The 23,557-nt window shown below is 65.5% G+C and carries 27 protein-coding genes; 15 read left to right on the top strand and 12 right to left on the bottom strand.

Annotated elements, in window-relative coordinates:
- Nucleotides 1–4: 4 nt before the first annotated feature.
- The 6 genes from QX121_RS10180 to QX121_RS10155 all read left to right on the top strand — a co-directional run bounded on the left by QX121_RS10180 (nt 5) and on the right by QX121_RS10155 (nt 5,291).
- Complete coding sequence (locus QX121_RS10180) at nt 5–991, top strand: small ribosomal subunit Rsm22 family protein (protein ID WP_315811832.1); 987 nt, start codon at nt 5–7, stop codon at nt 989–991.
- 145 nt (nt 992–1,136) lie between these two features.
- Complete coding sequence (locus tag QX121_RS10175) at nt 1,137–1,565, top strand: hypothetical protein (protein WP_315738333.1); 429 nt, start codon at nt 1,137–1,139, stop codon at nt 1,563–1,565.
- A gap of 188 nt (nt 1,566–1,753) precedes the next feature.
- Nucleotides 1,754–2,311: a LemA family protein gene (locus QX121_RS10170; protein ID WP_315717271.1), complete on the top strand. Its 558-nt coding sequence runs from the start codon at nt 1,754–1,756 to the stop codon at nt 2,309–2,311.
- Nucleotides 2,312–2,344: 33 nt separating this feature from the next.
- Nucleotides 2,345–3,541 (top strand): M48 family metallopeptidase, encoded by a 1,197-nt coding sequence (locus QX121_RS10165; RefSeq protein ID WP_315811831.1) that lies wholly within the window; start codon nt 2,345–2,347, stop codon nt 3,539–3,541.
- A gap of 263 nt (nt 3,542–3,804) precedes the next feature.
- The gene (locus tag QX121_RS10160) at nt 3,805–4,566 is read left to right on the top strand and encodes a hypothetical protein (protein ID WP_009025709.1); all 762 of its coding nucleotides are present in this window, start codon (nt 3,805–3,807) and stop codon (nt 4,564–4,566) included.
- A 56-nt stretch (nt 4,567–4,622) separates the two neighbouring features.
- Nucleotides 4,623–5,291: a hypothetical protein gene (locus QX121_RS10155; RefSeq protein WP_315811830.1), complete on the top strand. Its 669-nt coding sequence runs from the start codon at nt 4,623–4,625 to the stop codon at nt 5,289–5,291.
- Between the two features lie 16 nt (nt 5,292–5,307).
- On the opposite strand, the gene QX121_RS10150 is transcribed toward QX121_RS10155, so the two are convergent.
- Nucleotides 5,308–5,847: an adenine phosphoribosyltransferase gene (locus QX121_RS10150; RefSeq protein WP_315738337.1), complete on the bottom strand. Its 540-nt coding sequence runs from the start codon at nt 5,845–5,847 to the stop codon at nt 5,308–5,310.
- A 156-nt stretch (nt 5,848–6,003) separates the two neighbouring features.
- The gene (locus tag QX121_RS10145) at nt 6,004–8,166 is read right to left on the bottom strand and encodes an anthranilate synthase component I (protein WP_315786776.1); all 2,163 of its coding nucleotides are present in this window, start codon (nt 8,164–8,166) and stop codon (nt 6,004–6,006) included.
- A gap of 843 nt (nt 8,167–9,009) precedes the next feature.
- Here QX121_RS10145 and QX121_RS10140 point away from each other — a divergent pair.
- Both QX121_RS10140 and QX121_RS10135 read left to right on the top strand, forming a co-directional pair.
- Complete coding sequence (locus QX121_RS10140; RefSeq protein WP_315811829.1) at nt 9,010–9,159, top strand: hypothetical protein; 150 nt, start codon at nt 9,010–9,012, stop codon at nt 9,157–9,159.
- A gap of 412 nt (nt 9,160–9,571) precedes the next feature.
- Nucleotides 9,572–9,712 (top strand): hypothetical protein, encoded by a 141-nt coding sequence (locus tag QX121_RS10135; protein WP_315811828.1) that lies wholly within the window; start codon nt 9,572–9,574, stop codon nt 9,710–9,712.
- A 332-nt stretch (nt 9,713–10,044) separates the two neighbouring features.
- Here the strand turns inward: QX121_RS10135 and QX121_RS10130 are convergent, their stop codons facing one another.
- Together QX121_RS10130 and QX121_RS10125 are read right to left on the bottom strand one after the other, a co-directional pair.
- Entirely contained in the window at nt 10,045–10,254 is a 210-nt protein-coding gene (locus QX121_RS10130) for a hypothetical protein (RefSeq protein WP_315811827.1), read from the bottom strand.
- A gap of 349 nt (nt 10,255–10,603) precedes the next feature.
- A complete protein-coding gene (locus tag QX121_RS10125) occupies nt 10,604–11,176 on the bottom strand; it encodes a TetR/AcrR family transcriptional regulator (protein WP_315811826.1) in 573 nt (190 codons plus the stop codon).
- Between the two features lie 133 nt (nt 11,177–11,309).
- On the opposite strand from QX121_RS10125, the gene QX121_RS10120 reads away from it, so the two are divergent.
- Nucleotides 11,310–11,726: a 4-oxalocrotonate tautomerase gene (locus tag QX121_RS10120; protein ID WP_315811825.1), complete on the top strand. Its 417-nt coding sequence runs from the start codon at nt 11,310–11,312 to the stop codon at nt 11,724–11,726.
- Between the two features lie 76 nt (nt 11,727–11,802).
- On the opposite strand, the gene QX121_RS10115 is transcribed toward QX121_RS10120, so the two are convergent.
- Nucleotides 11,803–12,855 carry a hypothetical protein gene (locus QX121_RS10115; RefSeq protein WP_315811824.1) on the bottom strand — a complete coding sequence of 351 codons (1,053 nt, stop codon included), beginning with the start codon at nt 12,853–12,855 and terminating at the stop codon, nt 11,803–11,805.
- Nucleotides 12,856–13,230: 375 nt separating this feature from the next.
- On the opposite strand from QX121_RS10115, the gene QX121_RS10110 reads away from it, so the two are divergent.
- The gene (locus QX121_RS10110; protein WP_315738343.1) at nt 13,231–13,449 is read left to right on the top strand and encodes a hypothetical protein; all 219 of its coding nucleotides are present in this window, start codon (nt 13,231–13,233) and stop codon (nt 13,447–13,449) included.
- Nucleotides 13,450–13,493: 44 nt separating this feature from the next.
- Here QX121_RS10110 and QX121_RS10105 read toward each other — a convergent pair whose 3' ends face one another.
- The 4 genes from QX121_RS10105 to petA form a co-directional block, all read right to left on the bottom strand.
- A complete protein-coding gene (locus tag QX121_RS10105; RefSeq protein ID WP_315811823.1) occupies nt 13,494–14,168 on the bottom strand; it encodes a dienelactone hydrolase family protein in 675 nt (224 codons plus the stop codon).
- A gap of 41 nt (nt 14,169–14,209) precedes the next feature.
- Nucleotides 14,210–14,581, bottom strand: coding sequence for a YnfA family protein (locus tag QX121_RS10100; protein ID WP_315811822.1), 372 nt, complete (start codon nt 14,579–14,581; stop codon nt 14,210–14,212).
- A 113-nt stretch (nt 14,582–14,694) separates the two neighbouring features.
- Nucleotides 14,695–16,767, bottom strand: coding sequence for a cytochrome c1 (locus QX121_RS10095; protein WP_315776147.1), 2,073 nt, complete (start codon nt 16,765–16,767; stop codon nt 14,695–14,697).
- Nucleotides 16,768–16,827: 60 nt separating this feature from the next.
- Entirely contained in the window at nt 16,828–17,358 is a 531-nt protein-coding gene (petA, locus tag QX121_RS10090; RefSeq protein ID WP_315738712.1) for a ubiquinol-cytochrome c reductase iron-sulfur subunit, read from the bottom strand.
- Between the two features lie 279 nt (nt 17,359–17,637).
- Between petA and QX121_RS10085 the strand changes: the two genes are divergently transcribed.
- The 5 genes from QX121_RS10085 to QX121_RS10065 all read left to right on the top strand — a co-directional run bounded on the left by QX121_RS10085 (nt 17,638) and on the right by QX121_RS10065 (nt 20,874).
- Nucleotides 17,638–18,123, top strand: a complete 486-nt coding sequence (locus QX121_RS10085) for a tRNA (cytidine(34)-2'-O)-methyltransferase (protein ID WP_315811821.1) — start codon at nt 17,638–17,640, stop codon at nt 18,121–18,123.
- Entirely contained in the window at nt 18,120–18,749 is a 630-nt protein-coding gene (queE, locus tag QX121_RS10080) for a 7-carboxy-7-deazaguanine synthase (protein ID WP_315811820.1), read from the top strand. Before QX121_RS10085 ends, queE begins: the two co-directional genes overlap by 4 nt.
- A gap of 17 nt (nt 18,750–18,766) precedes the next feature.
- Nucleotides 18,767–19,135, top strand: coding sequence for a 6-carboxytetrahydropterin synthase (locus tag QX121_RS10075; RefSeq protein WP_315738713.1), 369 nt, complete (start codon nt 18,767–18,769; stop codon nt 19,133–19,135).
- Between the two features lie 93 nt (nt 19,136–19,228).
- Nucleotides 19,229–20,116: an oxygen-dependent coproporphyrinogen oxidase gene (gene hemF / locus QX121_RS10070; RefSeq protein ID WP_315811819.1), complete on the top strand. Its 888-nt coding sequence runs from the start codon at nt 19,229–19,231 to the stop codon at nt 20,114–20,116.
- A 32-nt stretch (nt 20,117–20,148) separates the two neighbouring features.
- Nucleotides 20,149–20,874 carry an HAD family hydrolase gene (locus QX121_RS10065; RefSeq protein WP_315811852.1) on the top strand — a complete coding sequence of 242 codons (726 nt, stop codon included), beginning with the start codon at nt 20,149–20,151 and terminating at the stop codon, nt 20,872–20,874.
- Nucleotides 20,875–20,934: 60 nt separating this feature from the next.
- Here the strand turns inward: QX121_RS10065 and QX121_RS10060 are convergent, their stop codons facing one another.
- Genes QX121_RS10060 through QX121_RS10050 form a run of 3 tightly spaced genes read right to left on the bottom strand, consistent with a single transcriptional unit; the run spans nt 20,935 to nt 23,535 of the window.
- Nucleotides 20,935–21,708, bottom strand: a complete 774-nt coding sequence (locus QX121_RS10060) for an ABC transporter permease (RefSeq protein WP_315738348.1) — start codon at nt 21,706–21,708, stop codon at nt 20,935–20,937.
- On the bottom strand, nt 21,692–22,522 hold the full coding sequence (locus QX121_RS10055) for an ABC transporter ATP-binding protein (protein WP_315738349.1): 831 nt from the start codon (nt 22,520–22,522) through the stop codon (nt 21,692–21,694). The genes QX121_RS10060 and QX121_RS10055 overlap by 17 nt, the downstream gene beginning before the upstream one ends.
- A 14-nt stretch (nt 22,523–22,536) precedes the next feature.
- Nucleotides 22,537–23,535: an ABC transporter substrate-binding protein gene (locus QX121_RS10050; RefSeq protein WP_315738350.1), complete on the bottom strand. Its 999-nt coding sequence runs from the start codon at nt 23,533–23,535 to the stop codon at nt 22,537–22,539.
- Between the last annotated feature and the right edge of the window lie 22 nt (nt 23,536–23,557).

Below are 23,557 nucleotides of genomic sequence, written 5' to 3'. Positions count from 1 at the left end.
ACCGATGATCTCTCCTGATCTGCCCGCAGCGCTGAAGGCATCCCTCGAAGCCAGGCTGCACGGGCAGTCGCGGCAGGAGGCCGCCGCCCGCGCGGCCCGCATCTCGGATTCCTATCGCAGCGGCGGCAATTCGGGGACGATCACGAGCGAAGCCGACGCGATCGCCTATGCCGTCGTGCGGATGCCGGCGACGTATGCAGCGGTGGTGGCCAGCCTGAATGCCGTGATGCAGGCGAGCCCGGACTTCGCCCCGGCCTCGCTGCTCGATGTCGGCGCCGGTCCGGGCACCGCAAGCTTCGCTGCGGCGGACGCATTCCCGTCGCTGGCGTCTTTCGCCGCCATCGATTCCAATCCCGCCTTGCGCACGCTCGCGCTGGCGCTCGCTGGCGACGCGACACGCATCCGCGACCTCGACTACGCGCTGGGCTCGGCGCGAGCGCTGCTCGAGCGCAGCACGGGCGCCGATCTCGTCATCGCCAGCTACATGATTGGCGAACTGAGCGACGCCGAACGCCCGGGCATCATTGATGCGCTGTGGACGAGGACCGGCGATACGCTCCTGATCGTCGAACCCGGCACGCCCGCCGGCTATCAGCGCATCATCGCGGCGCGCGACCGCCTGATCGCGTCCGGAGCCCACATCGCCGCCCCCTGCCCGCACGCCGCGGCGTGTCCACTGATCGCACCGGATTGGTGCCATTTCGCCCAGCGGCTGGCGCGCTCGCGGGCGCATCGCGAACTCAAGGGCGCGGACGTTCCGTTAGAGGACGAGAAGTTCAGCTTCATTGCCCTCACCCGCAAGCCCGCGACGCATCGGCCCGCCGCACGCGTGCTGGCGCCGCCGGCGGTCACCAAGGTCGGGGCAACCGCGAAGCTGTGCCAGGCGGATGGTGCCGCCAGGGTCGTCAGCATCCCCCGCCGCGACAAGCCCGCCTTTGCCGCCGCGCGGCGCTGGGACTGGGGTGACGGCGTGGAGCCGCCAGGTTCGTAGATACCTCGGCCGGCGGCCCATGGTTAACGGTGGGTCGTATTCGTCTCTCATTTTCGCGATTTCGCGAAACCGGCGAGAAATCCGCGCTTGCTACGGTGAGCTGCAACAGGCGCTGAAGGCGCTGCTCACAAGGGAACGCGTTTCGATGTTCAGGACGATGATGATCACCGCCGCGCTGCTGGCTTCGGCAGGAACGGCCCTGGCAAACAGCCACGGTGGTGGATCCTCGGCACCGCCCCCGCCGAAGCAGGAAGGCCCGCCGGCCAAGGCCATCGTCGGCAAGAACGGCCCCGTCCTGGTCGATCCCAAGGGGATGACGCTGTACTACACCGAGCGCGACAACACCGGGAACAAGTCGACCTGCGACGGTGCCTGTGCCGAGAAGCGGCCGCCGCTGATCGCACCCGACAACGCGACCGCCAGCGGCGACTTCACCGTCATCACCCGCAGCGACGGCAAGAAGATGTGGGCCTACCGCTACCGTCCGCTCTACACCTCGCAGCTCGACAGCGCCCCCGGCGATATCAAGGGCAACGATCCCACGCAGCAATGGCGGGTCGCCCGTCCCTATTGAGCCCTGCGCATCACTGCCTCCGGCGCCCATTCGGTCGCCTGGGCGCCCATCGAACGGACCAGTCAGCCTCAAGCGACTTGAACGGGCATCCCCCCTAATGCGACCAATGCACGCCGGTCCACCTGCGGACCGGCGGCGCCGTCGCGTGGCGGCGCCTCGTCCTCCTGCCCTCTCCCTCGGAGCCCGTCATGTCCGGCTGGATCGTCCTCGGCATCATCGTCATCCTCGTACTGTTCGCCCTTGGCGCCTACAACCGGCTGGTCGCCCTCAGCCAGCGGGTCGGCCAGGCCTTTGCCGACATCGACGTCCAGCTCAAGCTGCGCCACGACCTGATCCCGAATCTGGTCGAGACCGTGAAGGGCTACGCCGCGCATGAGCGCGGCACCCTGGACGAGGTCATCAAGGCCCGCAATGCGGCGATGTCGGCGCAGGGCCCGGCCCAGGTCTCGGCCGCCGAAGGCCAGCTCTCCGGCGCGCTCGGCCGCCTGATCGCGCTGTCCGAGGCCTATCCGGACCTCAAGGCCAACGCCAACTTCCAGCAGCTCGCCGGCGAGCTCTCCGACATCGAGAACAAGATCGCCGCCAGCCGTCGCTTCTTCAACAACGCGGTGCAGGAGTATAATACCGGCATTCAGCAGATGCCGGCCGCGCTGTTCGCCGGCACCTTCGGCTTCACCCGCAAGGAATTCTTCGATCTCGGCGCCAGCCGGACCGAGGTCGAGGCCGCGCCCAGCGTCAAGTTCTGATCCCGCGCCCTCCGCGCTGAAGGGCCCGACGCCATGGCCGCCTACGGTCTCTACACCCACATCGCATCGAACAAGACCCGTTCGGTGCTGCTGCTCGGCGGCCTGTTCCTGCTGATCTACGTGCTGGTGTTCGCCGGCGCGCTGATCGCCGAGGTCATGATCAACGGCAATGGCAGCGTCGCCTATTACATGCAGGCCGCTACGCGCGACCTGATCAAGGCGTTGCCCTGGGCCACGATCGGCGCCGCGGCCTGGATCGTCATCGCGTATTTTTTCCATCAGAAGATGATCGACGCCGTGACCGGCGGGACGGCCGTGACCCGCCAGGAGCAGCCGCGGCTCTACAATCTGCTCGAGAATCTCTGCATCTCGCGCGGCATCACCATGCCGCAGCTGAAGGTCATGGACAGCCCGGCGCTGAACGCCTTCGCCACCGGCCTGAATCCGCGGCAATACGCCGTCACCGTCACGAGCGGTCTTCTGAACGCACTCGATGACCAGGAGATCGAGGCGGTGCTCGGCCACGAGCTCACCCATATCCGCAACGGCGACGTGCAGCTGATGGTCGTGGCCGTGATCATCGCCGGGGTGGTCGGCTTCTTCGGTGAATTGTTCTTCCGCCTGTTCACCAACATGAGCTGGGGCGGCGGCTGGGGCCGATCGTCGTCGTCGTCCTCCTCGTCCGACTCCGACCGCAAGGGCTCCGGCGGCGGGGCCATCATCGTCGTGATCATCGCGGTGGTGCTGATCGTGGTGGCCTGGCTGCTGTCCCAGGTGGTCAAGCTGGCGCTGTCGCGCACCCGCGAATACCTTGCCGATGCCGGGTCCGTCGAGCTGACCAAAAATCCGGACGCCATGATCAGCGCCCTGCGCAAGATCGAAGGGCGGGGCGAACTGCCCGGCGCCACCTCCGCCGTCATGGAATTGTGCGTCGACAATCCGCGCGAGGGCTTTGCCGATTTGTTCGCCACCCACCCCTCGGTCGACTCCCGCGTCCAGGCGCTGATCAAGTTCGCCGGCGGCCATGATCCCGGCCCGCTGGCGCTGCCGTCCGACGGGAGAGATAACGATACCGGTGACGAGCCAGCCGACGGCACTGCGCCACCGCCGCTGCCCCCGGCCGGCCCGTGGGGCGATGCCGATGGAGGGGGTAAGTCACTCGGCAGCGGGCAAGCCGCCCCGGAAGGCCCCTGGACGACACCTGCTGCAGGCCCATGGGGCCGGCATTAGGACCAGCCGCTGCGGCGCTGTTCGAGCCCCGATCGCGCGCAGCGCGCAATCATCCCGGCATTCGCTCTCAAGTGTTTCGGCACGAACCGGACGTTTCGGCTGGAACGGGTCCGATTGCGCCGATCTGTTGCCGCGAAGGCGCAAATTTCCCCGGTCTCGTGCTGCAATGAATTTGAATTCTCCAGCGTTTCTGCCATGTTCGCGCCCAAAGCAGAATGCAAAGCGCCGGCCCCCTGGCCGGCCTCAGGGCTGAAGGACTTTCCATGGCGAAACCGGCAGTGGTTGTGGTGGGTGCGGACAAGGGCGGGGTCGGCAAGACCACGGTGTCGCGGACGTTGCTCGATTATTTCAGCGCCAACAACGTCCCGACCCGGGCGTTCGACACCGAGCATCCGCGCGGCACCCTGAAGCGCTTCCACCCGGAAATCACCGAGATCGTCGACATGAATTCGACGCCGGACCAGATGAAGATCTTCGACACCTTGAGCGCGGTGGCGCCCTCGGTGACCGTGATCGACGTCCGCGCCGGCCTGATGTCGCCGACGCTCGCGGCACTGCGCGACATCGGCTTCCTCGACGCCGCCCGCTCCGGCCAGATCACCTTCGCGGTGTTCCACATCCTGGGCTCGTCGATCGCCTCGCTGGACGAGATCGCGGAGACGGCAAGCTACATGATCGGCGCGAAGTACTTCCTGGTGAAGAACTTCATCAACAACACCAGCTTCTTCGAGTGGGACCAGTCGACCTACAATTCCTACTTCCACCGCATCAAGGATGCGACCGAGCTGACCATCCCCAAGCTCAACGAGATGGCGTTCGAGCAGGTCGAGGTCGCCTCGGTGCCGTTCCTGAAGTTCGTCGCCAACAAGGGTCCGCGCGACGAGGCCGCCAACTACTCCTTCGTGCTGCGCGGCTATGTCCGGCATTGGCTCGCCAATGTCTGGAGCGAGTACGACCGCATCAAGCTGACCGACATCGTCGGTTCGACCAAGGCGGCGGCGCCGCGGCCGGCCGGGGAAAAATAGCAGCCCCGTGAAGGATGGGACTTTATCGCAACCGCATTTGACCTGATATAGGTCTGATGCCCGCAACGCCCGTCTACATCGTCTGCTCGCCCCGGCCGCAGTCCGGGAAGACGCTGCTTGCGCGGGTGCTGAGCGAGTTCCTGCTGCTCAAGAACGGCCAGGTGCTCGCCTTCGACGTCACCTTGCGCGAGCCGTCGCTGCTCGACTTCCTGCCGCAGATCACGGAGACCGCGACGATCGAGGACACCTACGGCAAGATCCAATTGATGGATCGCGTCATCCTCAACGACGGCATCGCCAAGGTGATCGACCTCGGCTACTACTCGTTCGACGAGTTTTTCAAGATGTCCGAGGAGATCGGCTTTTTGAAGGAGGCCTCACGGCGGAACGTGATCCCGATCGTTCTGTACTGCGCCGAGGGCGACCGGGTGTCGATGCGCGCCTACGACGCCCTGCGGCGACAGATCCCGCGACCTCAGCTGATCGTGGTCGAAAACGACCACGTCCTGCGCGAGGAGCTCCCCGACCTCTACAGCCGCGGCAAGCATCTGCGCATTGCCGCCCTGCCCGCGTTCCTGAGGACCTATATCGAGCGCTTCTCGTTCTCCTTTACCGGCTATCTGCGCCAGGAGAAGGACCCGTCCACCGAGCTCTATCAATGGATCCGGCGCAACTACTATGCGCTGCGCGAGATCGAGAACGAGCTCCTGATGCAGCGGTCCTGACGCCGCCGCGCATTCCTCAGTGCCCCTCGAAGGAGATCAGCGTGCGCACGGGCACGTCGAGCGCGCGCAGCTTGGCGGCGCCGCCGAGATCCGGCAGGTCGATGATGAAGCAGGCCGCCACCACCGTGGCGCCGATCTGGCGGAGCAGCTTCACCGCCCCCTCGGCCGTGCCGCCGGTGGCGATGAGGTCGTCGACCAGGATCACGCGCTCGCCGGGCTCGACCGCGTCGACATGCATCTCCATCTCGTCGGTGCCGTATTCCAGCGCATAGGACATGCTGACCGTCTTGTGCGGCAGCTTGCCCTTCTTGCGGATCGGCACGAAGCCGGCCGAGAGCTGATGCGCCACCGCGCCACCGAGGATGAAGCCGCGCGCCTCGATGCCGGCGACCTTGTCGATCTTGGAGCCGGCCCAGGGATGCACCAGCTCGTCCACCGCGCGACGGAACGCGCGCGCGTCCGCCAGCAGCGTCGTGATATCCCGGAACAGGATGCCCGGCTTCGGATAGTCCGGAATGGTGCGGACCGTGTTCTTGATGTCCAGATCGAACGTCATCGTGCTCTCATCCACTCTGTTTATGTGCCGTCATTGCGAGCGAAGCGACGTGTCCGCCGAAGCCCACTCGGGCGAAGGCGGAAGCAATCCAGCGCCGCGAAAACAACTCTGGATCGCTTCGTCGCTCACGCTCCTCGCGATGACGGCAACCACCTTTCACCCCGGCTGATTGAGCCGGAACGCATTCTCCACGATCCTCAAACCCACGGCATCGCCGAGCGACATCAGCGACTCCGGGTGGAACTGCACGCCGCCGACCGGCAGCGTCTTGTGCTCGATCGCCATCGCCACGCCGTCCTCGGTCGCTGCGGTGACGGTCAGCACCTCCGGCATGCTGTCGCGCTCGACGAACAGCGAATGGTAGCGGCCGATGACGATCTCGTTCGGCAACCCCTGCATCAGGCGTCCGCCGCGCACCTGGACCCGCGACGGCCTGCCATGCGCCGGTTGGGCGAGCTGGCCGAGCTGACCGCCAAAATATTCGCCCATCGCCTGCACGCCGAGGCACACGCCGAAGATCGGCAGCTTCTTCGCGAGCGCCGCATCGATCGTCGTCGAGATCTTGAAGTCCTCGGGGCGGCCCGGTCCGGGCGACAGCACGATGAGATCCCAGCTGCGCTCGGCCAGCATCTTCAAGGCATGGACGTAACGCACCACGGTGACGTTGGCGCCGACCTGGCGGAAATAGTCCGCCAGCATGTGCACGAACGAATCGTCGTGGTCGATCAAGAGCACGTTCTTGCCGGAGCCGGTGGCGTCCGGCGCGGTCGACGACAGCGGCTTCGGCGGATCGCCGCGCAGCGCCTGGAACAAGGCCGCGGCCTTGACCTGGCATTCGCGATCCTCGGCCGCGGGGTCGGAATCGAACAGGCAGGTCGCGCCGACGCGGACCTCGGCGAGCCCGTCCTTCATGCGGATGGTGCGGATGGTGAGGCCGGTGTTGATCGAGCCATCGAAATTCACCGCGCCGATGGCGCCGGCATACCAGCGCCGCGGCGAGCGCTCATTGTCCTCGACGAACTGCATCGCCCACAGCTTCGGCGCGCCGGTCACGGTGACCGCCCAGGCGTGCGTCAGGAATGCGTCGAGCGCGTCGAAGCCCGGCCGCAGCATGCCCTCGACGTGATCGACCGTGTGGAACAGCTTGGAGTAGGTCTCGATCTGCCGGCGCGCCAGCACCTTGATGGTGCCGGGCACGCAGATCCGCGCCTTGTCGTTGCGGTCGACGTCGGTGCACATGTTGAGCTCGAACTCGTCCTTCTCCGAGTTCAGGAGCTGGCGGATCTGCTCGGCATCGCCGATGGCGTCGCGGCCGCGAGCGATGGTGCCGGAGATCGGACAGGTCTCGACGCGACGGCCGTCGGAGCGGACGAACATCTCGGGTGAGGCCGAGACCAGGAACTCGCCGTCGCCGAGATTCATCAGCGCGCCATAGGGCGACGGATTGATCCGGCAGAGCCGCTGGAACACTTCCGCCGGCGAGCGCTCACAGGGCTCCGCAAACAGTTGGCCGGGCACCGCCTCGAACAGGTCGCCGCGGGCAAACGCCGCGCGGGCCTTCTCGACCGTCGCCTGGTACTCGCCGGGCGCGTGATCGGCAAAACCCTGGCGCGGCTCCTTGAGGTAGACGCTGGCGTCGGTGTCGCGCGGCAGTCCTGCCGTCGACTGGCCGTTCCAGGAAAAATCATAGGAAAGAACGACGCCGCGGCCGGTGGCGCGGTCGTAGGCCAGCAGGCGATCCGGCACGTAGAGCACGATGTCGCGCTGGTCCTTCTCGCGCGGCCGCTTCTGCTGGAGGTCCTCGATCTGGAACACGAGGTCATAGGCGAAGGCGCCGAACAGGCCGAGCAGCGGATCGTCATTGGCCGACAGCACAGCGATCATCGCCCGCACCAGCGACATCACGCTGGCGCGGCGGGTGCGCTGGTCCTCCTCGACCGGGGCAGGCCCGCGGACGATGTGCCCGGCGAGCCGCGCGGGCGAGGCCTCGGTGATGACCACGCAGGGCTCGCGCAGCGTGTCCTTGAGGAACGCGATCAGCACCTCGCCGCGACGATTCAGCGCCTGCAGGGTGAAGGTGGTGCCCTTGGTCTCGAGCACCAGCGGCGGATCGGCAAAGCCGAGATCGAAGCTCTCGTAGCGGCCGGGCACGGTCGTGCCCGAGGACAGCACCACGCCGCGGCGGCGGTCGAGCAGGTCGATCAGGTCATCGAGCCGGCTGGCGCCACCGGAAAACTGCTCGACGGCGCGCGTGATCGCGAGCCCGCCATGGGTGCGGTAGTCGCTGCGGGCCGGAAGGGCGAAAACGGTCCTGTTCATGGGGTCCTCTTACGGAATTTACCGAGGAAACGCCACACAGGACCAACCGGAAGCCGCCGCTGCGTGGCGGCCCCTAAGCGATTGGATGTCAGACAAATCGCACCGGCCACCTTTTACAAGGTGCGCCGCCAGAGACGGGCTGGGCGGACAACGGTGCTCATGGCGCGGAACTGACCACGCGGGACGGCCGCGGTCAAGGGCGGGAGGGCCACAGTCGGGGTTGGCGGAGGTGGCATGCTTATCATTCCCGCTCAGAACCCTCGGCTTTCGAGCACTGCGCGAAGTGCCGGCCCGACTGCCACCCTCCCCTGGAGGGGGAGGGTCGTCTCACGGAGAGCGAAGCGAAACGTGAGGCGGGGTGGGGTGATCTCTCCGCATGGACCGTCGCCGGTGGCACACCCCACCCCGCTCGCACGCTTCGCGTGCGAGCGCCCCTCCCCCTCCAGGGGAGGGTGGGCAGCGTACTCGCGTCAATCATCGCGCCTGCATCGGCGAGCCGACAGCGCAATCCGAGACAGGATGACGACTGAACATGGGTCTGCATTCTCGCGACACGATTGCCCGAGTCATGAAGCACACCTTCGTTGCGGCCAGCCTGCCGGAGCGCGGCGCGCAACGTGCCCACGGCGGACATGTTGAAGACGACATGAAGGAGCGAGCCGGCCAGCGCGGATCCTCTTGGCGATTTGCGTCCACTAATCCGTGGTCGGCGGAGTCAAGGTGCTGCGCTCACCACCAATCACCGAGCGAGCCTGCTCAAGCGCACCAATAACACGATCGAGCTCCGCGGCCTCCATGAACACCTCGATGTCGCCGTCCGTCCTCAACGATAGGACCATTCAAATGACGCTGCCGACGACGCGAACCAGAACGAATGCGTTGTCGCCGGAATTCTTGTCAACAAGAGTCATCGGTTCGATGATCATGCATCGTGCCGATGATGATGCTGGTGGCGACGATGCGGATGCGCCGCAGCGGCAACCGGCGTCATGACGATGGCGAGGGCCATCAGGATGGCGTGGAGAGTCATCGAGAACCGAAACCTATGACAAAGTCGATTGATTAGTCGCGCGGCACAGGACCGTCGCCCACCACGGAATAGTTCACTCGCGGTTCACTGGGATCGATGACACTTTGCGACCGCGCTGCGTCCGGCTAATTCACCTGCCTACCCAACACCTTGTGCTGCGCAGGGAGAACACGGTGCCGGGGTATTGCGGATGTTGCGAAGCAGAGACAATGAGGTACAAATGGGGAGCATAGGCCCGCTTTCGCCGAACTATTGAGCGAAACGCATGAGGATAGGGCATATGCTGCATGCGATTTTCGTTGCGGTCAGGAGGACGAAACGAGATCCTTCAGCTGCGCGACAGTCGCTCGTTCAACAACCAGAACGGAGTAGTAGATGGAAGGAACTATTGGACTAACGTTCGGACCGATCGACATCACCGGGACCGGTTTGCCCGGTACCGGTGCTGCCGTCGTGATCGTGATCGCGATCATCGTCTACCTGATCAAGGCAAGACCCAGCATCAGTCTGATCTGACCTGATGTCTGGCCTAGGCGCCGGCGGCTGGACCCCGTCGGCGTCGAGGTCATTGTGCATGACCGCGGTCTAACCGCAAGATCGTTGAAATACGAGATTCCAAAAACGATGCACCCCGGCAACACCGCTGCCGGCAATGATGCCGCGCGCCGGTCTTTGCCTGCACACAGCGCGATCTCGCCGAACACGTAGGCGCACCATCCCAGATAGGCGGCAAGACACAGCGCGGCATCGAGGGAACGTCGCATCGGATCTGCCTCGCAGCAGGAACGGTGGGAAGATGTAGAGGAAGATCGCCACGGCGCGCGTGCCGACGTGGTCGCGCCGGTCACTCATCTCGCGGTCTTGCCACCGCAGCCCTTGTAGAACGGCGCCAGATCGTCGTGGTCGCGCCACATCAGCTCGGTGTGCTCCTTGGTGCCGTCCCAGCCGTATTTTCTTGGTGACGAGGTGACGGATGAAGCGCGGATAGCGGTGCCACATGATCGAGGTGGCGTCGGCGGCGAAATAATGCTCGCCGCGGGGTCCGTCGAGTGATCCAAGATTGCCTGATCAGTTGCCCCGCCAGCCTATCGACGCCGCGTCAGGGTTGAGCTGCCGCCACAAAGACGGTGCGCTCCCCTCCCCCTTGCGGGGAGGGGTCGGGGGTGGGGGTCCGCGGGCGCTGGCGTTCGTGGGAGCACGCCCAGGATGCGACCCAAACCATGGCTACTAAAGAAGAGGACGATACGATCGTCATGCCCCCTGCTCATGCGGGACAAGCCATCGCTGATGGTCATCCATCGTAGACGATTTCATCGCAGGCAGGGTGAGCTCGTGGACCCCCTCACTGCCGTTGCGGCGAGAGGCCGGGTTAAATTTGCGCAGCCGAGTGCTCGCGCGGCAGTTGCTCTACAGAAGCGCCAGCGCGGCTTGCTTGAGGTGGGAGGCGATGGCATCGCGGGCTTCGCGTGAGCCGACGCTGCGCGCCATCGTCACCCCTCCCGAGAGGATCGCCATCAGCGACCAGGCCTTTTGCAGCCGAGCTTCATCGGTGCTCCCCTGCAACCCTTTTGCGATCTGCTGCGCGACCTTTTCGAGCGCGGCGCCATAGGCGGCCTTCGTTTCCTCGCTTGCGCGCGTCACGTCCGGCGTCAGGCTCTGCAGTCCGCAGCTTGAGTCCAGAATGCAATGGAGACGTTCGCCGAGGTAGAACGCGATGAACGCCTCGGCCCAGCGCACTCCCATCTGCTGCTGAAGACTCGCGATCCCCATCCTGAGCTCGTCCAGCCCGGCCAACGCGGCGGCTTCGAACGCAGCATCCTTCGACTTGAAGTGACCGTAGAAGGCGCCGGACGTGACCCCGGCTTCCTTGGCGAGGCCGTCGACGCCGATCCCGCCATAGCCAAGCCGGCGAAAGCCGCGCCCCGCGGCCTCCAACAACTTCGTCTTTGCTTCCTGCTTGTGCTCGGCGTGGTACCGCATCTGGCGCCTTCCATAGCGATCGTTATTTCATGATTGACTCATAACGATCGTTATTCTATTAGTGGATCACGGTCGTTATTTAATGACCGCCGTTCCCCAGGACAACCGCCACAGGGCGAGCACAGGAGGAGTCATGCCGATCAGTCTCACACTCACCGAAGGCGTCATCGCCGCCGACAAGGCGCCGATCGCCGTTGCGCGGATCACGGAATCGTTCTTGAGGCACCATGGTCTCGCGGGCAACAGGATCATGACGGCGAACGTCACCGCCCATCTGAACATCCTGCCGAAAGGCCAAGCATTCGCCGGCGGCAAGCCGGTCGATGGCGCCTGGATCGAGACCAAGACACCATCGTTCGCGCTCGCCAGTCACGAGGTCCAGACGGCGTTCTTCGGCGAAGCCACCGACATTCTGCATGACCTCTCCGGCGGGGCGCTTGCCAGGGACCGGATCTGGTCCAATGGCGTCCACGCCGTCGACGGCACCTGGAATCTGGACGGCAGGCCGATGACCAACGAAGCGCTTGCGGGGGCCATCACCGCGGGCTGACACCAAGGCAGTCGCCAAGCCTGCGCGGCCGCTCCGGCGTCTGTTGCGGTAGCGGCCGCGACTCATGCGGATCGTGTCACGTCCCCGGCTTCACCAGCCCGAGCTCAGCGAACTTCATCTCCGTCGCCACCACGGCATTCTCATACACCTCGCCGCGCTCGACGAAGTAGTTGAAATAGCCGGCCGGCGTTTCCGGCTGGATCTCGACCAGATCGACGGTCTTGTATTTGGGATCGGTGATCACGCCGCCCGCGATCAGATCGTTGATGCGCTTGAGCGCGTCGACCTCGGCCTTGTAGCCGACCGAGAACCACATCTCAGTGGTCCAGTCCTGCACCTCAAACCAATTGCCGGGCGCCTGGCCCTGCCACCCCTGGGCGAGCGGGCGGACGGCGAAGACGCGGTCGAAGCCGTGCAGCTCGGAGATGATGCTAGCGCGGTGATAGGCGCCGTCCATCTGTCCCTGGGGCAGCTTGGTGAAGCCGTAGAGCGACAGCCACAGCGCAGCCTTGACCGCCTCTGGCGTGATCGGGCGGATGGCGCGCTCGGCCAGCACCTCGGAGGCGTAGCGCAGATCGCGCTTGGCCGCCGATTGCCGCGCCTTGACGGCATGGGCGTTGGGAACCGACTTCTCCGCCGGCAGCAGCGCCCGCGCCGCCTCGTTGCCGTAGAGATAGCCCGTGCCCGCCTCGGGATCATAGGTGTTGAACACAACGCCGATCGGCGTGGCATTGAGCGTCTCCGCCGCGTGCGCGAAGTCAGCCTCGCTGCGCACCGGGACATATTGCTGCGCCGGCCACAGCCGGTCCGCGAGGGCGTTGAACGGGCCGTCGCGCCAATCCGGCCAGGAGACGAATCGCGCCAGCGCCTCGGCATAGGCGGGACGAAACACGCCGGGATAGCCGAACAGCACTGTGCGCAGCTGCGACGCCGGATCTCTGAGGCGGTCGGAGGACATCAGCTCGTTGCGCAGATCGAGACCCTGAAGCCACGCCGACAGCACCAGGATCTGGCCGGACGTCGCGGTGACGAGATCCGGCGTGACGCCCCAGGCGCGGGCGGTGTCGAGGAAGCCGGCGCCATGGGCGTTCAAGCCGCCCAGCCCAGCCAGCGCAAAGGCCACACGCACGGCTTTCTCCATCAGCAGAGGGACCGGAAAACGCTACCTCAGATTGTTTCGGCGACGCAACCGACGGCGAGACACGGCGAATTCGACCATCGAACGAAGCGACGCGCTGCGAACATGATCAATGCTCAGATCCCCACAAAATCCCGGTGATTCGCGGAAGCGTACGGCGGCAAGCGGCGAAAAGCTGCAGCCGGCGGCTGTGAGCCCCCTCCACAACCTCATGTTGCGCGCGTGCAGAATGCTTCACTTATCGACCAATGATTGTCGCAACCCCAAAAAAGTTACATAACTTGGCTGTGCGCGAGGGCAACACTGTTGTCTAGCTGCAATAGTGTGGCAATGATTGGTTAACCATATTGAATTACCTTGGTTAACATGGCCCGCGGCAAACAGCCTTCAGTGTCGCATGCGCTCCCGAAGCAGCCGACGCTGCTCGATTGCTTCCTCGAAGCGCAGGCGAAGCGGACGAAGCGTCGGCGACGCCCCGCCGACGCGGTGACCAGCGCCGATCCCTTGGATCCTGCAAACGACGCTTCGGCTCTCGATGAGGCCGAACAGCCGTCGGCCGAGACCAAGACCGCCCGCGCGGTTTGAGTCCGCGCGGCACGGTTGAGGACCGACACGCCGGCCCTCTCGGCTCAGCCGAGGTGCTTGTGGAAGAACGCCGTGGCGCGGCCCCAGGCGAGCTCGGCGGCCCTGCGATCGTGCACGGTCATGCGCTGCTCGTTCACGAAGGCATGCTCGGCATCGTAGCGATAGAGCTCGAGCGACTTGCCGGCGGCCTTCATCGCCTTCTCGAAGCCGTCCACCAGCGCCGGCGTGCACCAATCATCCTTGTTGGCAAAGTGGGCCTGCAGCGGGATCTTGACGTCGGCCGGCTTCGCCGCCTGCTCCGGCGGAATGCCATAGAACACGACGCCGGCGGCGAACTCGTCGATCTTGGTCGCGCCGATGATCGTCACCGCGCCACCGAGGCAGAAGCCGGTGAGGCCGACCTTGGCGCCGTTGCGCGCCAGATATTGCGCGGCCCCGCGCACGGTCTGCGTGGTCGCGTCCATGAAGTCGAGCGAGTTCATCTCCCGGCCCGCCGCATCCGTGTCGTGATAGGGCACCACCGTGCCCTTGTAGAGATCGGGCGCCAGCGCGTTGAAGCCGGCGAGCGCGAAACGATCGCACATCCCCTTGATCTGGTCCTGCAGGCCCCACCATTCCTGGATGACGACGACGCCCGGCGCATCGGCCTGCGCGGCCTTGGCGAGATAGCCCTTGGCCTCCTGGCCGTCGGGGCGCTTGAAGCTGATGAGTGTGCCCATGTGTTCCTCCGCATTTTCTGTTGGAAGCTCAGGAGCGGGGTTTACCGCAAATGCGTGTCCGGCGCGACGGGAGCAATCGGGTTCGTTTCAACGTGACTCCCGTAGCCCGGATGAGCGCAGCGACATCCGGGACCACAACCGGCGCCGCGACGATCCCGGATATCCGGGCGATGGCCCTCGACCAGCCAGCCCCACAGCAGCGCCGCGGTGATATCTATGCCGCCATAGGCGGCATAGGCGCGGCCGGCGAGCGGGCTGTCGGCCAGGGTCAGCAGATAGGCAAAGCCGGCAAGCGCGGCCAGCCCCGGCAGCAGCCATAGCGGCGACTGGCCGAGCCGCAGCCGGGCCCAGAACGCGAAGCAGCCGCCGATTTCGAGCACGGCGGCGCCTGCGAAGGCCAACGATGAAGTCATGCGTCGCCTCCTCTGCCGTGCCTCGCCAATGGCGCGACGGCCAGACCGGCCAAAAGCAAAAAAGCCCCCGAAGGGGCTTTTTCAATCTCATGCCGTGATGGCCCGCACACCGCTCAATGCGCGGCGGCCCAGACCCGCTTCTTGGTGAAGTACATCAGGCCGGCGAAGATGATCAGGAAGATGAACACCTGGTAGCCGAGGCGCTTGCGCGCCTCCATGTGCGGTTCGGCGGTCCACATCAGGAAGGTCGCGACGTCGTGGGCATACTGCTTCACGGTGGCCGGCGAGCCGTCGTCGAACGTCACCTGGCCGTCGGACAGCGGCGGCGGCATCTTGATCGCATGCCCGGGGAAGTACTTGTTGTAGTACGAGCCCTCCGGGATGGTGACGCCGTGCGGCGGGGTTTCTTCATAGCCCTGCAGCAGCGCGTTGATGTAGTTCGGGCCCTGCTCCTGGAACTGGGTGAAGAAGTCGATCAGGAACCAGGGGAAGCCGCGCTTGTATGAGCGCGCCTTGGCCATCAGCGACAGGTCCGGCGGGGCCGCACCGCCATTGGCGGCCCGTGCGGCCTGTTCGTTCGGGAACGGCGACGGGAAGTAGTCGGCCGGCCGGCCCGGACGCTCGAACATGTCGCCAGCGTCGTTGGGACCGTCCTTGATCTTGTACTCGGCCGCGAAGGCGGCGGCCTGCGCCGCCGAGTAGCCGGGGCCACCGGGCTCGGCGAGGTTGCGGAACGCCACGTATTGCAGCGAATGGCAGTTCGAGCAGACTTCCTTGTAGACCTTGAGGCCGCGCTGCACGGCGCCGCGATCGAAGGTACCGAACGGACCGGCGAACGACCAGCTCGCCGACGGCGGGTTCTCCTGGCCTTCGCTGGCACGGGCGTCGCCCATGCTGCCGGCGAGCAGCGACACCGCGGCGGCCAGCGCGATCACGGTCGAGACCATCGGCGCCGCCTTGCGGCCGGACTTGGCCAGCACGTCGTCAGCGATCGAGTTCGGCAGCGGGCGCGGCCGCTCGATGCGCGCGAGCAGCGGCAGCACGATCAGGAAGTAGGCGAAATACAGCACCGTCAGGATGCGGCCGAGCACGACATAGACGCCCTCCGGCGGCTGCGCGCCGAGATAGCCAAGGCCGATGCAGACGACGACGAAGATCCAGAAGAACTGCTTGCCGAGCGGACGGTACTTGTTGGAGCGGGTCTTGGCCGAGTCGAGCCAGGGCAGGAACACCAGCACGATGATCGCCGCGAACATCGCCACGACGCCGGCGAGCTTGTTCGGGATCGAGCGCAGGATGGCGTAGAACGGCAGGTAGTACCATTCGGGCACGATGTGCGCCGGCGTCACCGCCGGGTTGGCCGGGATGTAGTTGTCGGCCTCGCCGAGATAGTTCGGCATGTAGAAGATGAACCAGGAATAGAAGATCAGGAAGCAGGTGGCGCCGAAGAAGTCCTTGATGGTGGCGTAGGGCGTGAACGGCACCATGTCCTTCTCGGTCTTCGGCTCGACGCCGGCCGGGTTGTTCTGGCCGGCGACGTGCAGCGCCCAGACGTGCAGCACGACCACGCCGGCGATCAGGAACGGCAGCAGGTAGTGAAGCGCGAAGAAGCGGTTCAGGGTCGGGTTGCCGACCGAATAGCCGCCCCACAGCAGCGTCACGATGCTCTCGCCGAAATACGGCACGGCCGAGAACAAATTGGTGATGACGGTGGCGCCCCAGAAGCTCATCTGGCCCCACGGCAGCACATAGCCCATGAAGCCCGTCGCCATCATCAAGAGATAGATGATGACGCCGAGGATCCAGAGCACCTCGCGCGGCGCCTTGTATGACCCGTAATAGAGGCCGCGGAACATGTGGATGTAGACGGCGAGGAAGAACATCGACGCGCCGCAGGCATGCATGTTGCGCAGCAGCCAGCCGTAGTTCACGTCGCGCACGATCAGTTCGACCGACTTGAAGGCCAGGTCGGCATGCGGCGTGTAGTGCATCGCCAGGATGACGCCGGTGACGATCTGGACACCCAGCATCATCGAGAGGATGGCGCCGAACGTCCACCAATAGTTCAGGTTCCGCGGCGTCGGATAGGCAACGAAGGACGAGTGGACCAGGCCGATGATCGGAAGTCTTTGCTCGAGCCACTTCAAGGCGGGGTGGCTCGGCTGGTAGTCAGAAGGTCCACTCATGATGCGTTCCTGAAGAAATTATCTTGCACGATCGAGCGTGAGCTGAAGACGAACGTCCGCTCAGCCGATCTGGATCTTGGTGTCGGAAACGAACTGATAGGGCGGGACGGGAAGGTTGAGCGGCGCCGGCCCCTGGCGCACGCGGCCGGAAGCGTCGTACTGGGAGCCGTGGCACGGGCAGAAGAAGCCGTCGTAGTTGCCTTCATGGGCGATCGGGATGCAGCCGAGATGGGTGCAGATGCCGATCACGACCAGCCACTGCTCGTGGCCGTCCTTGGTGCGGGACTGGTCGGTCGCCGGATCGATCAGGCTCGACACGGGAACCTTACGGACCTCCTCGACCTGCTTCTTGGTGCGGTGGGAGATGTAGATCGGCTTGCCGCGCCAGAACACCTTGATGTCCTGACCTTCGGCGACCGGAGAGAGGTCGACCTCGATCGGCGCACCGGCCGCGATGGTCGAGGCATCGGGATTCATCTGGGAGATGAAGGGCCACAAGGCGGCCACACCACCGACCGCTGCGGTCGCGCCCGTGGCGACGAAAAGAAAATCCCGGCGTGTCGGATGATCCGCAGTAGACGCTGTCACGATTCCAACCCTTTCTTCGTTGCAGCCGGTGGAACCGCCCCGCTCGACGTCTTAGATCTCGGCGTTGGAGATCACGTGACCGGGAGATCCTGCCGGCGCCCGCGTCCCCCGCGGCGGCAGAAAACGGCTCGCTCCACCGCCCCTGGGGAACAAGCCGTCCAGAATCGTTCTATTGGCACCCTTGCGATACGAGCGCAAGCCCGCTATCGGCCCTGCAGCACGCCATGCACCAATTCCCGCGCAGGAAGCGGACTTTCCGCCTCAGTCTTAAGACCAATTCGCATGCAGATCGCGCTCTATCAACCCGACATTCCGCAGAACACCGGAACGATCCTGCGGCTGTGCGCCTGCCTCGGGCTCGCGGCCCACATCATCGAGCCGGCCGGCTTTCCGGTGTCGGACCGGCAGTTCCGCCGCGCCGGCATGGACTATCTGGACCAGTTGAATTGGCGGCGCCACGACTCATGGCACGCGTTCGAGGCCTGGCGGGCGGCGGCGGGCCATCGCCTGCTGCTGCTGACGACCAAGGCCGCGACCTGCTATCTCGACTTCAGCTACGGCGCGGACGACATCCTGCTGCTCGGGCGCGAGAGCGCCGGCGTGCCGGAGGCCGTGGCGGAGGTCGCCGATGCGCGGCTGCGGATTCCGCTGCAGCCCGGGTTGCGCTCGCTGAACGTGGCGATGGCGGCGGCGATGGCCGCCGGCGAGGCGCTGCGCCAGACCGGACAATTCGTCCAATTGCAATCTGCACAAGGAGCCGAAGGGTGAGCTACGCGGTGAAGGAAATCTTCATGACCCTGCAGGGCGAAGGCGCCCAGGCGGGCCGCGCCGCGGTGTTCTGCCGCTTCGCCGGCTGCAACCTGTGGAGCGGACGCGAGGCCGACCGCGCAACCGCGACGTGCCGGTTCTGTGACACCGATTTCGTCGGCACCGACGGCACGCTCGGGGGCCGCTATGACAGCGCCGATCTCGCCGAGGCGATTGCCGGGCAATGGACAGGCGGTGCCGCCGACCGCTATACGATCCTCACCGGCGGCGAGCCGCTGCTGCAGGTCGATGCCGACCTGATCACGGCGCTTCACGCCCGCGGCTTCGCGGTCGGGATCGAGACCAACGGCACGCTCATTCCGCCCGACGGCATCGACTGGATCTGCGTCAGCCCGAAAGCGGGCACCGAGTTGAAGCTGCGGCAGGGCCATGAGCTGAAGCTGGTCTATCCGCAGGACGGCGCCGAGCCGGAGCGGTTCGAAGGCCTCGCCTTCGAGCGTTTCTCGCTGCAGCCGATGGACGGGCCCGACGCGGCCGCGAACACGGCGCGCGCGATTCAATACTGCCAGCATCATCCGCAATGGCGGCTCAGCCTGCAGACGCACAAGATGATCGGCATCAGATAGGGATTGTGACTGACACGATGTGGGAATTGACCAAGTCGTTCACCTTCGAGGCCGCGCATACGCTGCCGATTACGACGCTCGGCGAAGCCAGCCAGGAGATCCACGGCCATTCCTTCCGCGCCGAGGTGACGGTGCGCGGCGATGCGACCAATCCCGAGACCGGCATGGTGGTGGATTTCGGCGTGCTGACGCAGCGCTTGAGCGAGATCCAGGCCATGCTCGACCACAAGTTCCTGAACAAGATCGAGGCGATCGGGCTGCCGACGCTCGAAAACCTGTCGCGCTTCATCTATGAGCGCGTCCGCTCCATCGGCCATGTCACCAAGGTCAGCGTCCACCGCGACAGCTGCCGCGAGACCTGCACCTATTTTGGCCCGCAGGGCTGATCGCTTATGGTAGTAGCCAGGTGTAGCGACATGAGCGGTCCCACCCTCCCCTCCAGGGGAGGGTGAAAGAAACGCGCCCCGGGGAAAACTGCCATGACCACTGCCGCCATCGAGGATCGCAAGGCCCGCGCCCGCTCCTGGTTCGAGAGCCTGCGCGACCAGATCTGCGCGGCGTTCGAGCGGCTCGAGGACGAGGCGCCGGCCGCGCTCTATCCACGTCAGGCCAGCCGCTTCGTGCGCACGCCATGGGAGCGCACCGATCATGCCGGCGGCCCGGGCGGCGGCGGCGTCATGAGCATGATGCACGGCCGGCTGTTCGAGAAGGTCGGCGTGCACTGCTCCACCGTGCATGGCGAGTTCGCGCCCGAATTCCGCAGCCAGATCCCTGGCGCCGCCGAGGATCCGCGGTTCTGGGCCTCGGGCATCTCGCTGATCGCGCATCTGTGGTCGCCGCACGTGCCGGCGGTGCACATGAACACCCGCTTCGTCGTGACCACGAAGGCCTGGTTCGGCGGCGGCGCCGACCTGACGCCGGTGCTCGACCGCCGCCGCACTCAGGAAGACCCGGATACGCTCGCCTTCCACGCCGCGATGAAGAGCGCCTGCGATGCGCATGCGGCGGTCGCGTCGTACGACAAGTATAAGCGCTGGTGCGACGAGTACTTCTACCTGCCCCATCGCAAGGAGCCGCGCGGCATCGGCGGCATCTTCTACGACCATCACGATTCCGGCGACTGGGAGGCCGATCTCGCCTTCACCCAGGATGTTGGCCGCGCCTTCCTGAAGGTCTATCCGGAGCTGGTCCGCCGCAATTTCGGCGCGCCTTGGACCGACGCGGACCGCGAGGAGCAGTTGATCCGGCGCGGCCGCTATGTCGAATTCAACCTGCTTTATGACCGTGGCACCACATTTGGGCTGAAAACCGGCGGCAATGTCGACTCGATCCTGTCCTCGATGCCGCCCGAAGTGAAATGGCCCTGAAACCTTCAGCCCCGCCGCCGCGTACCAAGGAGATGACCGCTCCCCTGCCCCGCGCCATGCTGATCGACATGGACGACACCATCCTGTCGGCCTATGGCCGGCCCGAGATCGCGTGGAACATCGTCGCCACCGAATTCGCCGACGAGCTGGCGCCGCATACCTCGCAGGAGGTGGCGGCCGCGATCCTCTCCTCGGCGCGCAGCTTCTGGTCGGTCGCCGGCGCCGAATGGCGGATGAAGCTGATCCAGGCCCGCCAGGAGGTGGTCAAGGGCGGCTTCGCGGCGTTGACCGCCGCAGGCCAGGCGCTGCCGACCGAGCTTGCGATCCGCATCGCCGACCGCTTCACCGCCTATCGCGACGAGCAGATGTTCATCTTTCCCGGCGCGCATGAGGCGATCGACGCATTCAAGGCGCGCGGCGTCCGGCTGGCGCTCGTGACCAACGGCGAGGCCGGCCAGCAGCGCGCCAAGATCGAGCGCTTCGCGCTGGCGCACCGCTTCGACCACATCCAGATCGAGGGCGAGCACGGCTTCGGCAAACCCGAGGAGCGCGCCTATTGGCACGCGATGGAGCGGCTCGGCGTCGGCCCCGAAGACACCTGGATGATCGGCGACAATCTCGAATGGGAGATCGTGGCGCCACAGCGGCTCGGCATCTATTCGATCTGGATCGACGTCCATGGCGACGGCCTGCCGGAAGGCACCGACGTCAAGCCCGACCGCATCATCCGCTCGCTGACCGAGCTCGTGCCGGCCTGAAGCCTGGTGATCAATGCAAGAGCGCCGGCCCGTCAGGACCGGCGCTCTGTCGTATCCGGATCAGGCCGGACGCTCGGCGACGTTGGGACGCCATTTGATCAGGCGGCTCTCCACGAGGTCGAGCAGCGCGTCGATGCACAGCACGAAGATCGCCAGGATGAAGATGCCGGCGAACACGCCGACCGCATCGAAATTGCCTTCGGCCTGCGCGATCAGATGGCCGAGCCCGGCGGACGAGCCGAGATATTCGCCGATGATGGCGCCGACCACCGCAAAGCCGACCGAGGTTCGCAGCGACGACAGGATCCAGCTCGCAGCCGCCGGGAAGTAGACGTGACGCAGCAGCTCCGAGCGCCGGGCGCCGAGGATGCGGGCATTCGCCAGCACCACCGGGTTGACCTCGCGCACGCCCTGCAGCGCGTTGAAGAAGGTGACGAAGAACACCAGGGTCACCGCAAGCGCCACCTTCGACCACAGGCCAAGGCCGAGCCATAGCACGAAGATCGGCGCCAGCACCACGCGCGGCACGGCGTTGAGCGCCTTGATGAAGGGATCGAGGATGCGCGCCGCGGAATGGTTGAGGCCGAGCCAGACGCCGGCGGTGACGCCGAGTCCGGTGCCGATGATGTAGCCGAGGATCGTCTCGGTCAGCGTCGTCGAGACATGCGCGTAGAAGCTCTGCGCCGACAGCCAGGCAAACACCTGCTTGAGCACCGCCAGCGGCGCCGGGAAGAAGAACGGATCGATGACGCCATAGGTGACGCCGGCCTGCCAGCCGCCGACGATGACGATCAGCAACGCGAGCTGGATGAGGCGTTCAGTCATGGCGGGCATAGCTCTTCTCCACTTCCCCGCGCAGCGAGGCCCAGATGTTGCGATAGAGATCGGTGAAGCGCGGATCGAGCTTGATCTCGGCCACGTCGCGCGGCCGCTCCAGGTCGACTGGGAAGCTGTCGATGACCCGCGAGGCCGGTCCCGAGGCCAGAACGACGACGCGATCCCCCAGCGCGATGGCCTCCTCGAGATCGTGGGTGATCATGACCACCGCGCGCTTCTCCTCCTGCCACAGCCGCAGCAGCTCGTTCTGCATCAGGTGGCGGGTGTGGATGTCGAGCGCCGAGAACGGCTCGTCCATCAGGATGACCTTCGGCCCATGGATGAGCGCCTGAGCCATCTGCACGCGCTTGCGCTGGCCGCCGGAGAGCTGGTGCGGATAGCGGTGCTCGAAGCCCTTCAGCCCGACCTTGACGAGCCAGGCCATTGCGCGCTCATGGCGCTCACGGGCCGACACGCCGCGGAACAGCGGGCCGAGCTCGACATTCTCGATCGCGGTCTTCCACGGCAGCAAGGCATCCTGCTGGAACAGATAGCCGATGTTGCCCTGGACACCGCGCACCGGCTGGCCATCGATGGCGATGCTGCCGGCGCTCGGCTTCAAGAGGCCCGCGATCGCGTTGAGGATGGTGCTCTTGCCGCAGCCGGTCGGACCGGCAATGGCGAGAAACTCGCCATCGGCGACCGTCAGATTCACGTCCCTGACGGCGGTGTAGCTGCCGAAGGACATGGTGACCTGATTGATCTCCACCATGCTCCTGGCGCTGCGGGACTGAACCATCGGGTCCGGGTCCTTGACGACGGCGAGTGCCATTGTTTTCCTCCCGATCAGTTCGAGACGCTCTGCGCCTTCACGGCGAAGGCGTTGGTGTAGGTCTTGGCGAGGTCGATCGACGCCGCCTCCACCTTGTCATTGAAGCTCTTGAGCACATGCAGCGGCGTCTGCACATCGGTCTCGTCGAACTGCCCATCTCTGGAGAAGATCGCCTTGGCGTTCTCAACCGCCTTCGTATAGGTCTCCTTCTCGCCGGAGATGAAATCGTTCGGCAGCACCGCGACGATCTCCTCGGCGCTGTGCGTGGCGATCCAGCGCAGTGCCTTGACCGTGGCGTTGGTGATCTTCTGGACCGTTGCCGGGTTCTTCGCGATGTACTGCTGGGTCGCGTAGAGCACGGAGGTCGGATAGATGCCGCCATAGACCTGCTTGGCGCCCTCGTCGCTTCGCGCATCGATCAGGATCTTGCCGATCCCCTTCTGCTCGACATAGGTCGCGGCCGGATCGTAGTTCACCAGCAGATCGATCTTGCCCTGCTCCAGCGCGGCCACGGCAGCGGCCCCTGATCCGACGCCGATCAGATACACGCTCTCGGCGGGGATCTTGTTCTGCTTGAGATAATAGCGGACGAAGAAGTCCGAGGATGATCCGGGGGCGGTGATGCCGATCTTGGCGCCCTTGATGGTCTCCGGCCTGGCCGGGTCGAACGTCGCAGCCTTGCCACCGGCCAGCACCAGACCGGAATTGCGCGACAGCAGCACGAAGCCGACGACCGACTTGTTCTGCGACTGCATCTGGATGGTGTGGTCGTAGAAGCCGACGGCGACATCGGTCGATCCGGCGACCAGCGCCTGCAGCGTCTTGGAGCCGCCGGAGGCGAAATTCTCCACGGTGATGTCGAGCCCTTCCTTCTGGAACAGGCCAAGGCCCACCGCGACCGGAAACGGCAGGTTGTTCAGATTGTACGAGCCGACGCTGATGCGCACGGGCTCGGCGGCGGCCGAGCCGCAGATTGCGACAGCCGCAGTGATGGCGAGCATGAGACGACGCATGTGACTTCCTCCCTTGTTATCG

Source organism: Bradyrhizobium sp. SZCCHNR2028 (assembly GCF_032380995.1).
In the GTDB taxonomy this organism is placed as follows: Bacteria; Pseudomonadota; Alphaproteobacteria; order Rhizobiales; family Xanthobacteraceae; genus Bradyrhizobium.
The sequence above is the reverse complement of the archived record's forward strand: the minus strand, read 5'-3'. Positions and strand labels throughout refer to the sequence as shown.

Coding starts and splice junctions, on each gene's coding strand:
- QX121_RS10180 (WP_315811832.1), top strand. CDS start 5: ATGATCTCTCCTGATCTGCCCGCAGCGCTGAAGGCATCCCTCGAAGCC.
- QX121_RS10175 (WP_315738333.1), top strand. CDS start 1,137: ATGTTCAGGACGATGATGATCACCGCCGCGCTGCTGGCTTCGGCAGGA.
- QX121_RS10170 (WP_315717271.1), top strand. CDS start 1,754: ATGTCCGGCTGGATCGTCCTCGGCATCATCGTCATCCTCGTACTGTTC.
- QX121_RS10165 (WP_315811831.1), top strand. CDS start 2,345: ATGGCCGCCTACGGTCTCTACACCCACATCGCATCGAACAAGACCCGT.
- QX121_RS10160 (WP_009025709.1), top strand. CDS start 3,805: ATGGCGAAACCGGCAGTGGTTGTGGTGGGTGCGGACAAGGGCGGGGTC.
- QX121_RS10155 (WP_315811830.1), top strand. CDS start 4,623: ATGCCCGCAACGCCCGTCTACATCGTCTGCTCGCCCCGGCCGCAGTCC.
- QX121_RS10150 (WP_315738337.1), bottom strand. CDS start 5,847: ATGACGTTCGATCTGGACATCAAGAACACGGTCCGCACCATTCCGGAC.
- QX121_RS10145 (WP_315786776.1), bottom strand. CDS start 8,166: ATGAACAGGACCGTTTTCGCCCTTCCGGCCCGCAGCGACTACCGCACC.
- QX121_RS10140 (WP_315811829.1), top strand. CDS start 9,010: ATGACGCTGCCGACGACGCGAACCAGAACGAATGCGTTGTCGCCGGAA.
- QX121_RS10135 (WP_315811828.1), top strand. CDS start 9,572: ATGGAAGGAACTATTGGACTAACGTTCGGACCGATCGACATCACCGGG.
- QX121_RS10125 (WP_315811826.1), bottom strand. CDS start 11,176: ATGCGGTACCACGCCGAGCACAAGCAGGAAGCAAAGACGAAGTTGTTG.
- QX121_RS10120 (WP_315811825.1), top strand. CDS start 11,310: ATGCCGATCAGTCTCACACTCACCGAAGGCGTCATCGCCGCCGACAAG.
- QX121_RS10110 (WP_315738343.1), top strand. CDS start 13,231: ATGGCCCGCGGCAAACAGCCTTCAGTGTCGCATGCGCTCCCGAAGCAG.
- QX121_RS10105 (WP_315811823.1), bottom strand. CDS start 14,168: ATGGGCACACTCATCAGCTTCAAGCGCCCCGACGGCCAGGAGGCCAAG.
- QX121_RS10100 (WP_315811822.1), bottom strand. CDS start 14,581: ATGACTTCATCGTTGGCCTTCGCAGGCGCCGCCGTGCTCGAAATCGGC.
- QX121_RS10095 (WP_315776147.1), bottom strand. CDS start 16,767: ATGAGTGGACCTTCTGACTACCAGCCGAGCCACCCCGCCTTGAAGTGG.
- QX121_RS10085 (WP_315811821.1), top strand. CDS start 17,638: ATGCAGATCGCGCTCTATCAACCCGACATTCCGCAGAACACCGGAACG.
- QX121_RS10075 (WP_315738713.1), top strand. CDS start 18,767: ATGTGGGAATTGACCAAGTCGTTCACCTTCGAGGCCGCGCATACGCTG.
- hemF (WP_315811819.1), top strand. CDS start 19,229: ATGACCACTGCCGCCATCGAGGATCGCAAGGCCCGCGCCCGCTCCTGG.
- QX121_RS10065 (WP_315811852.1), top strand. CDS start 20,149: ATGACCGCTCCCCTGCCCCGCGCCATGCTGATCGACATGGACGACACC.
- QX121_RS10060 (WP_315738348.1), bottom strand. CDS start 21,708: ATGCCCGCCATGACTGAACGCCTCATCCAGCTCGCGTTGCTGATCGTC.
- QX121_RS10055 (WP_315738349.1), bottom strand. CDS start 22,522: ATGGCACTCGCCGTCGTCAAGGACCCGGACCCGATGGTTCAGTCCCGC.
- QX121_RS10050 (WP_315738350.1), bottom strand. CDS start 23,535: ATGCGTCGTCTCATGCTCGCCATCACTGCGGCTGTCGCAATCTGCGGC.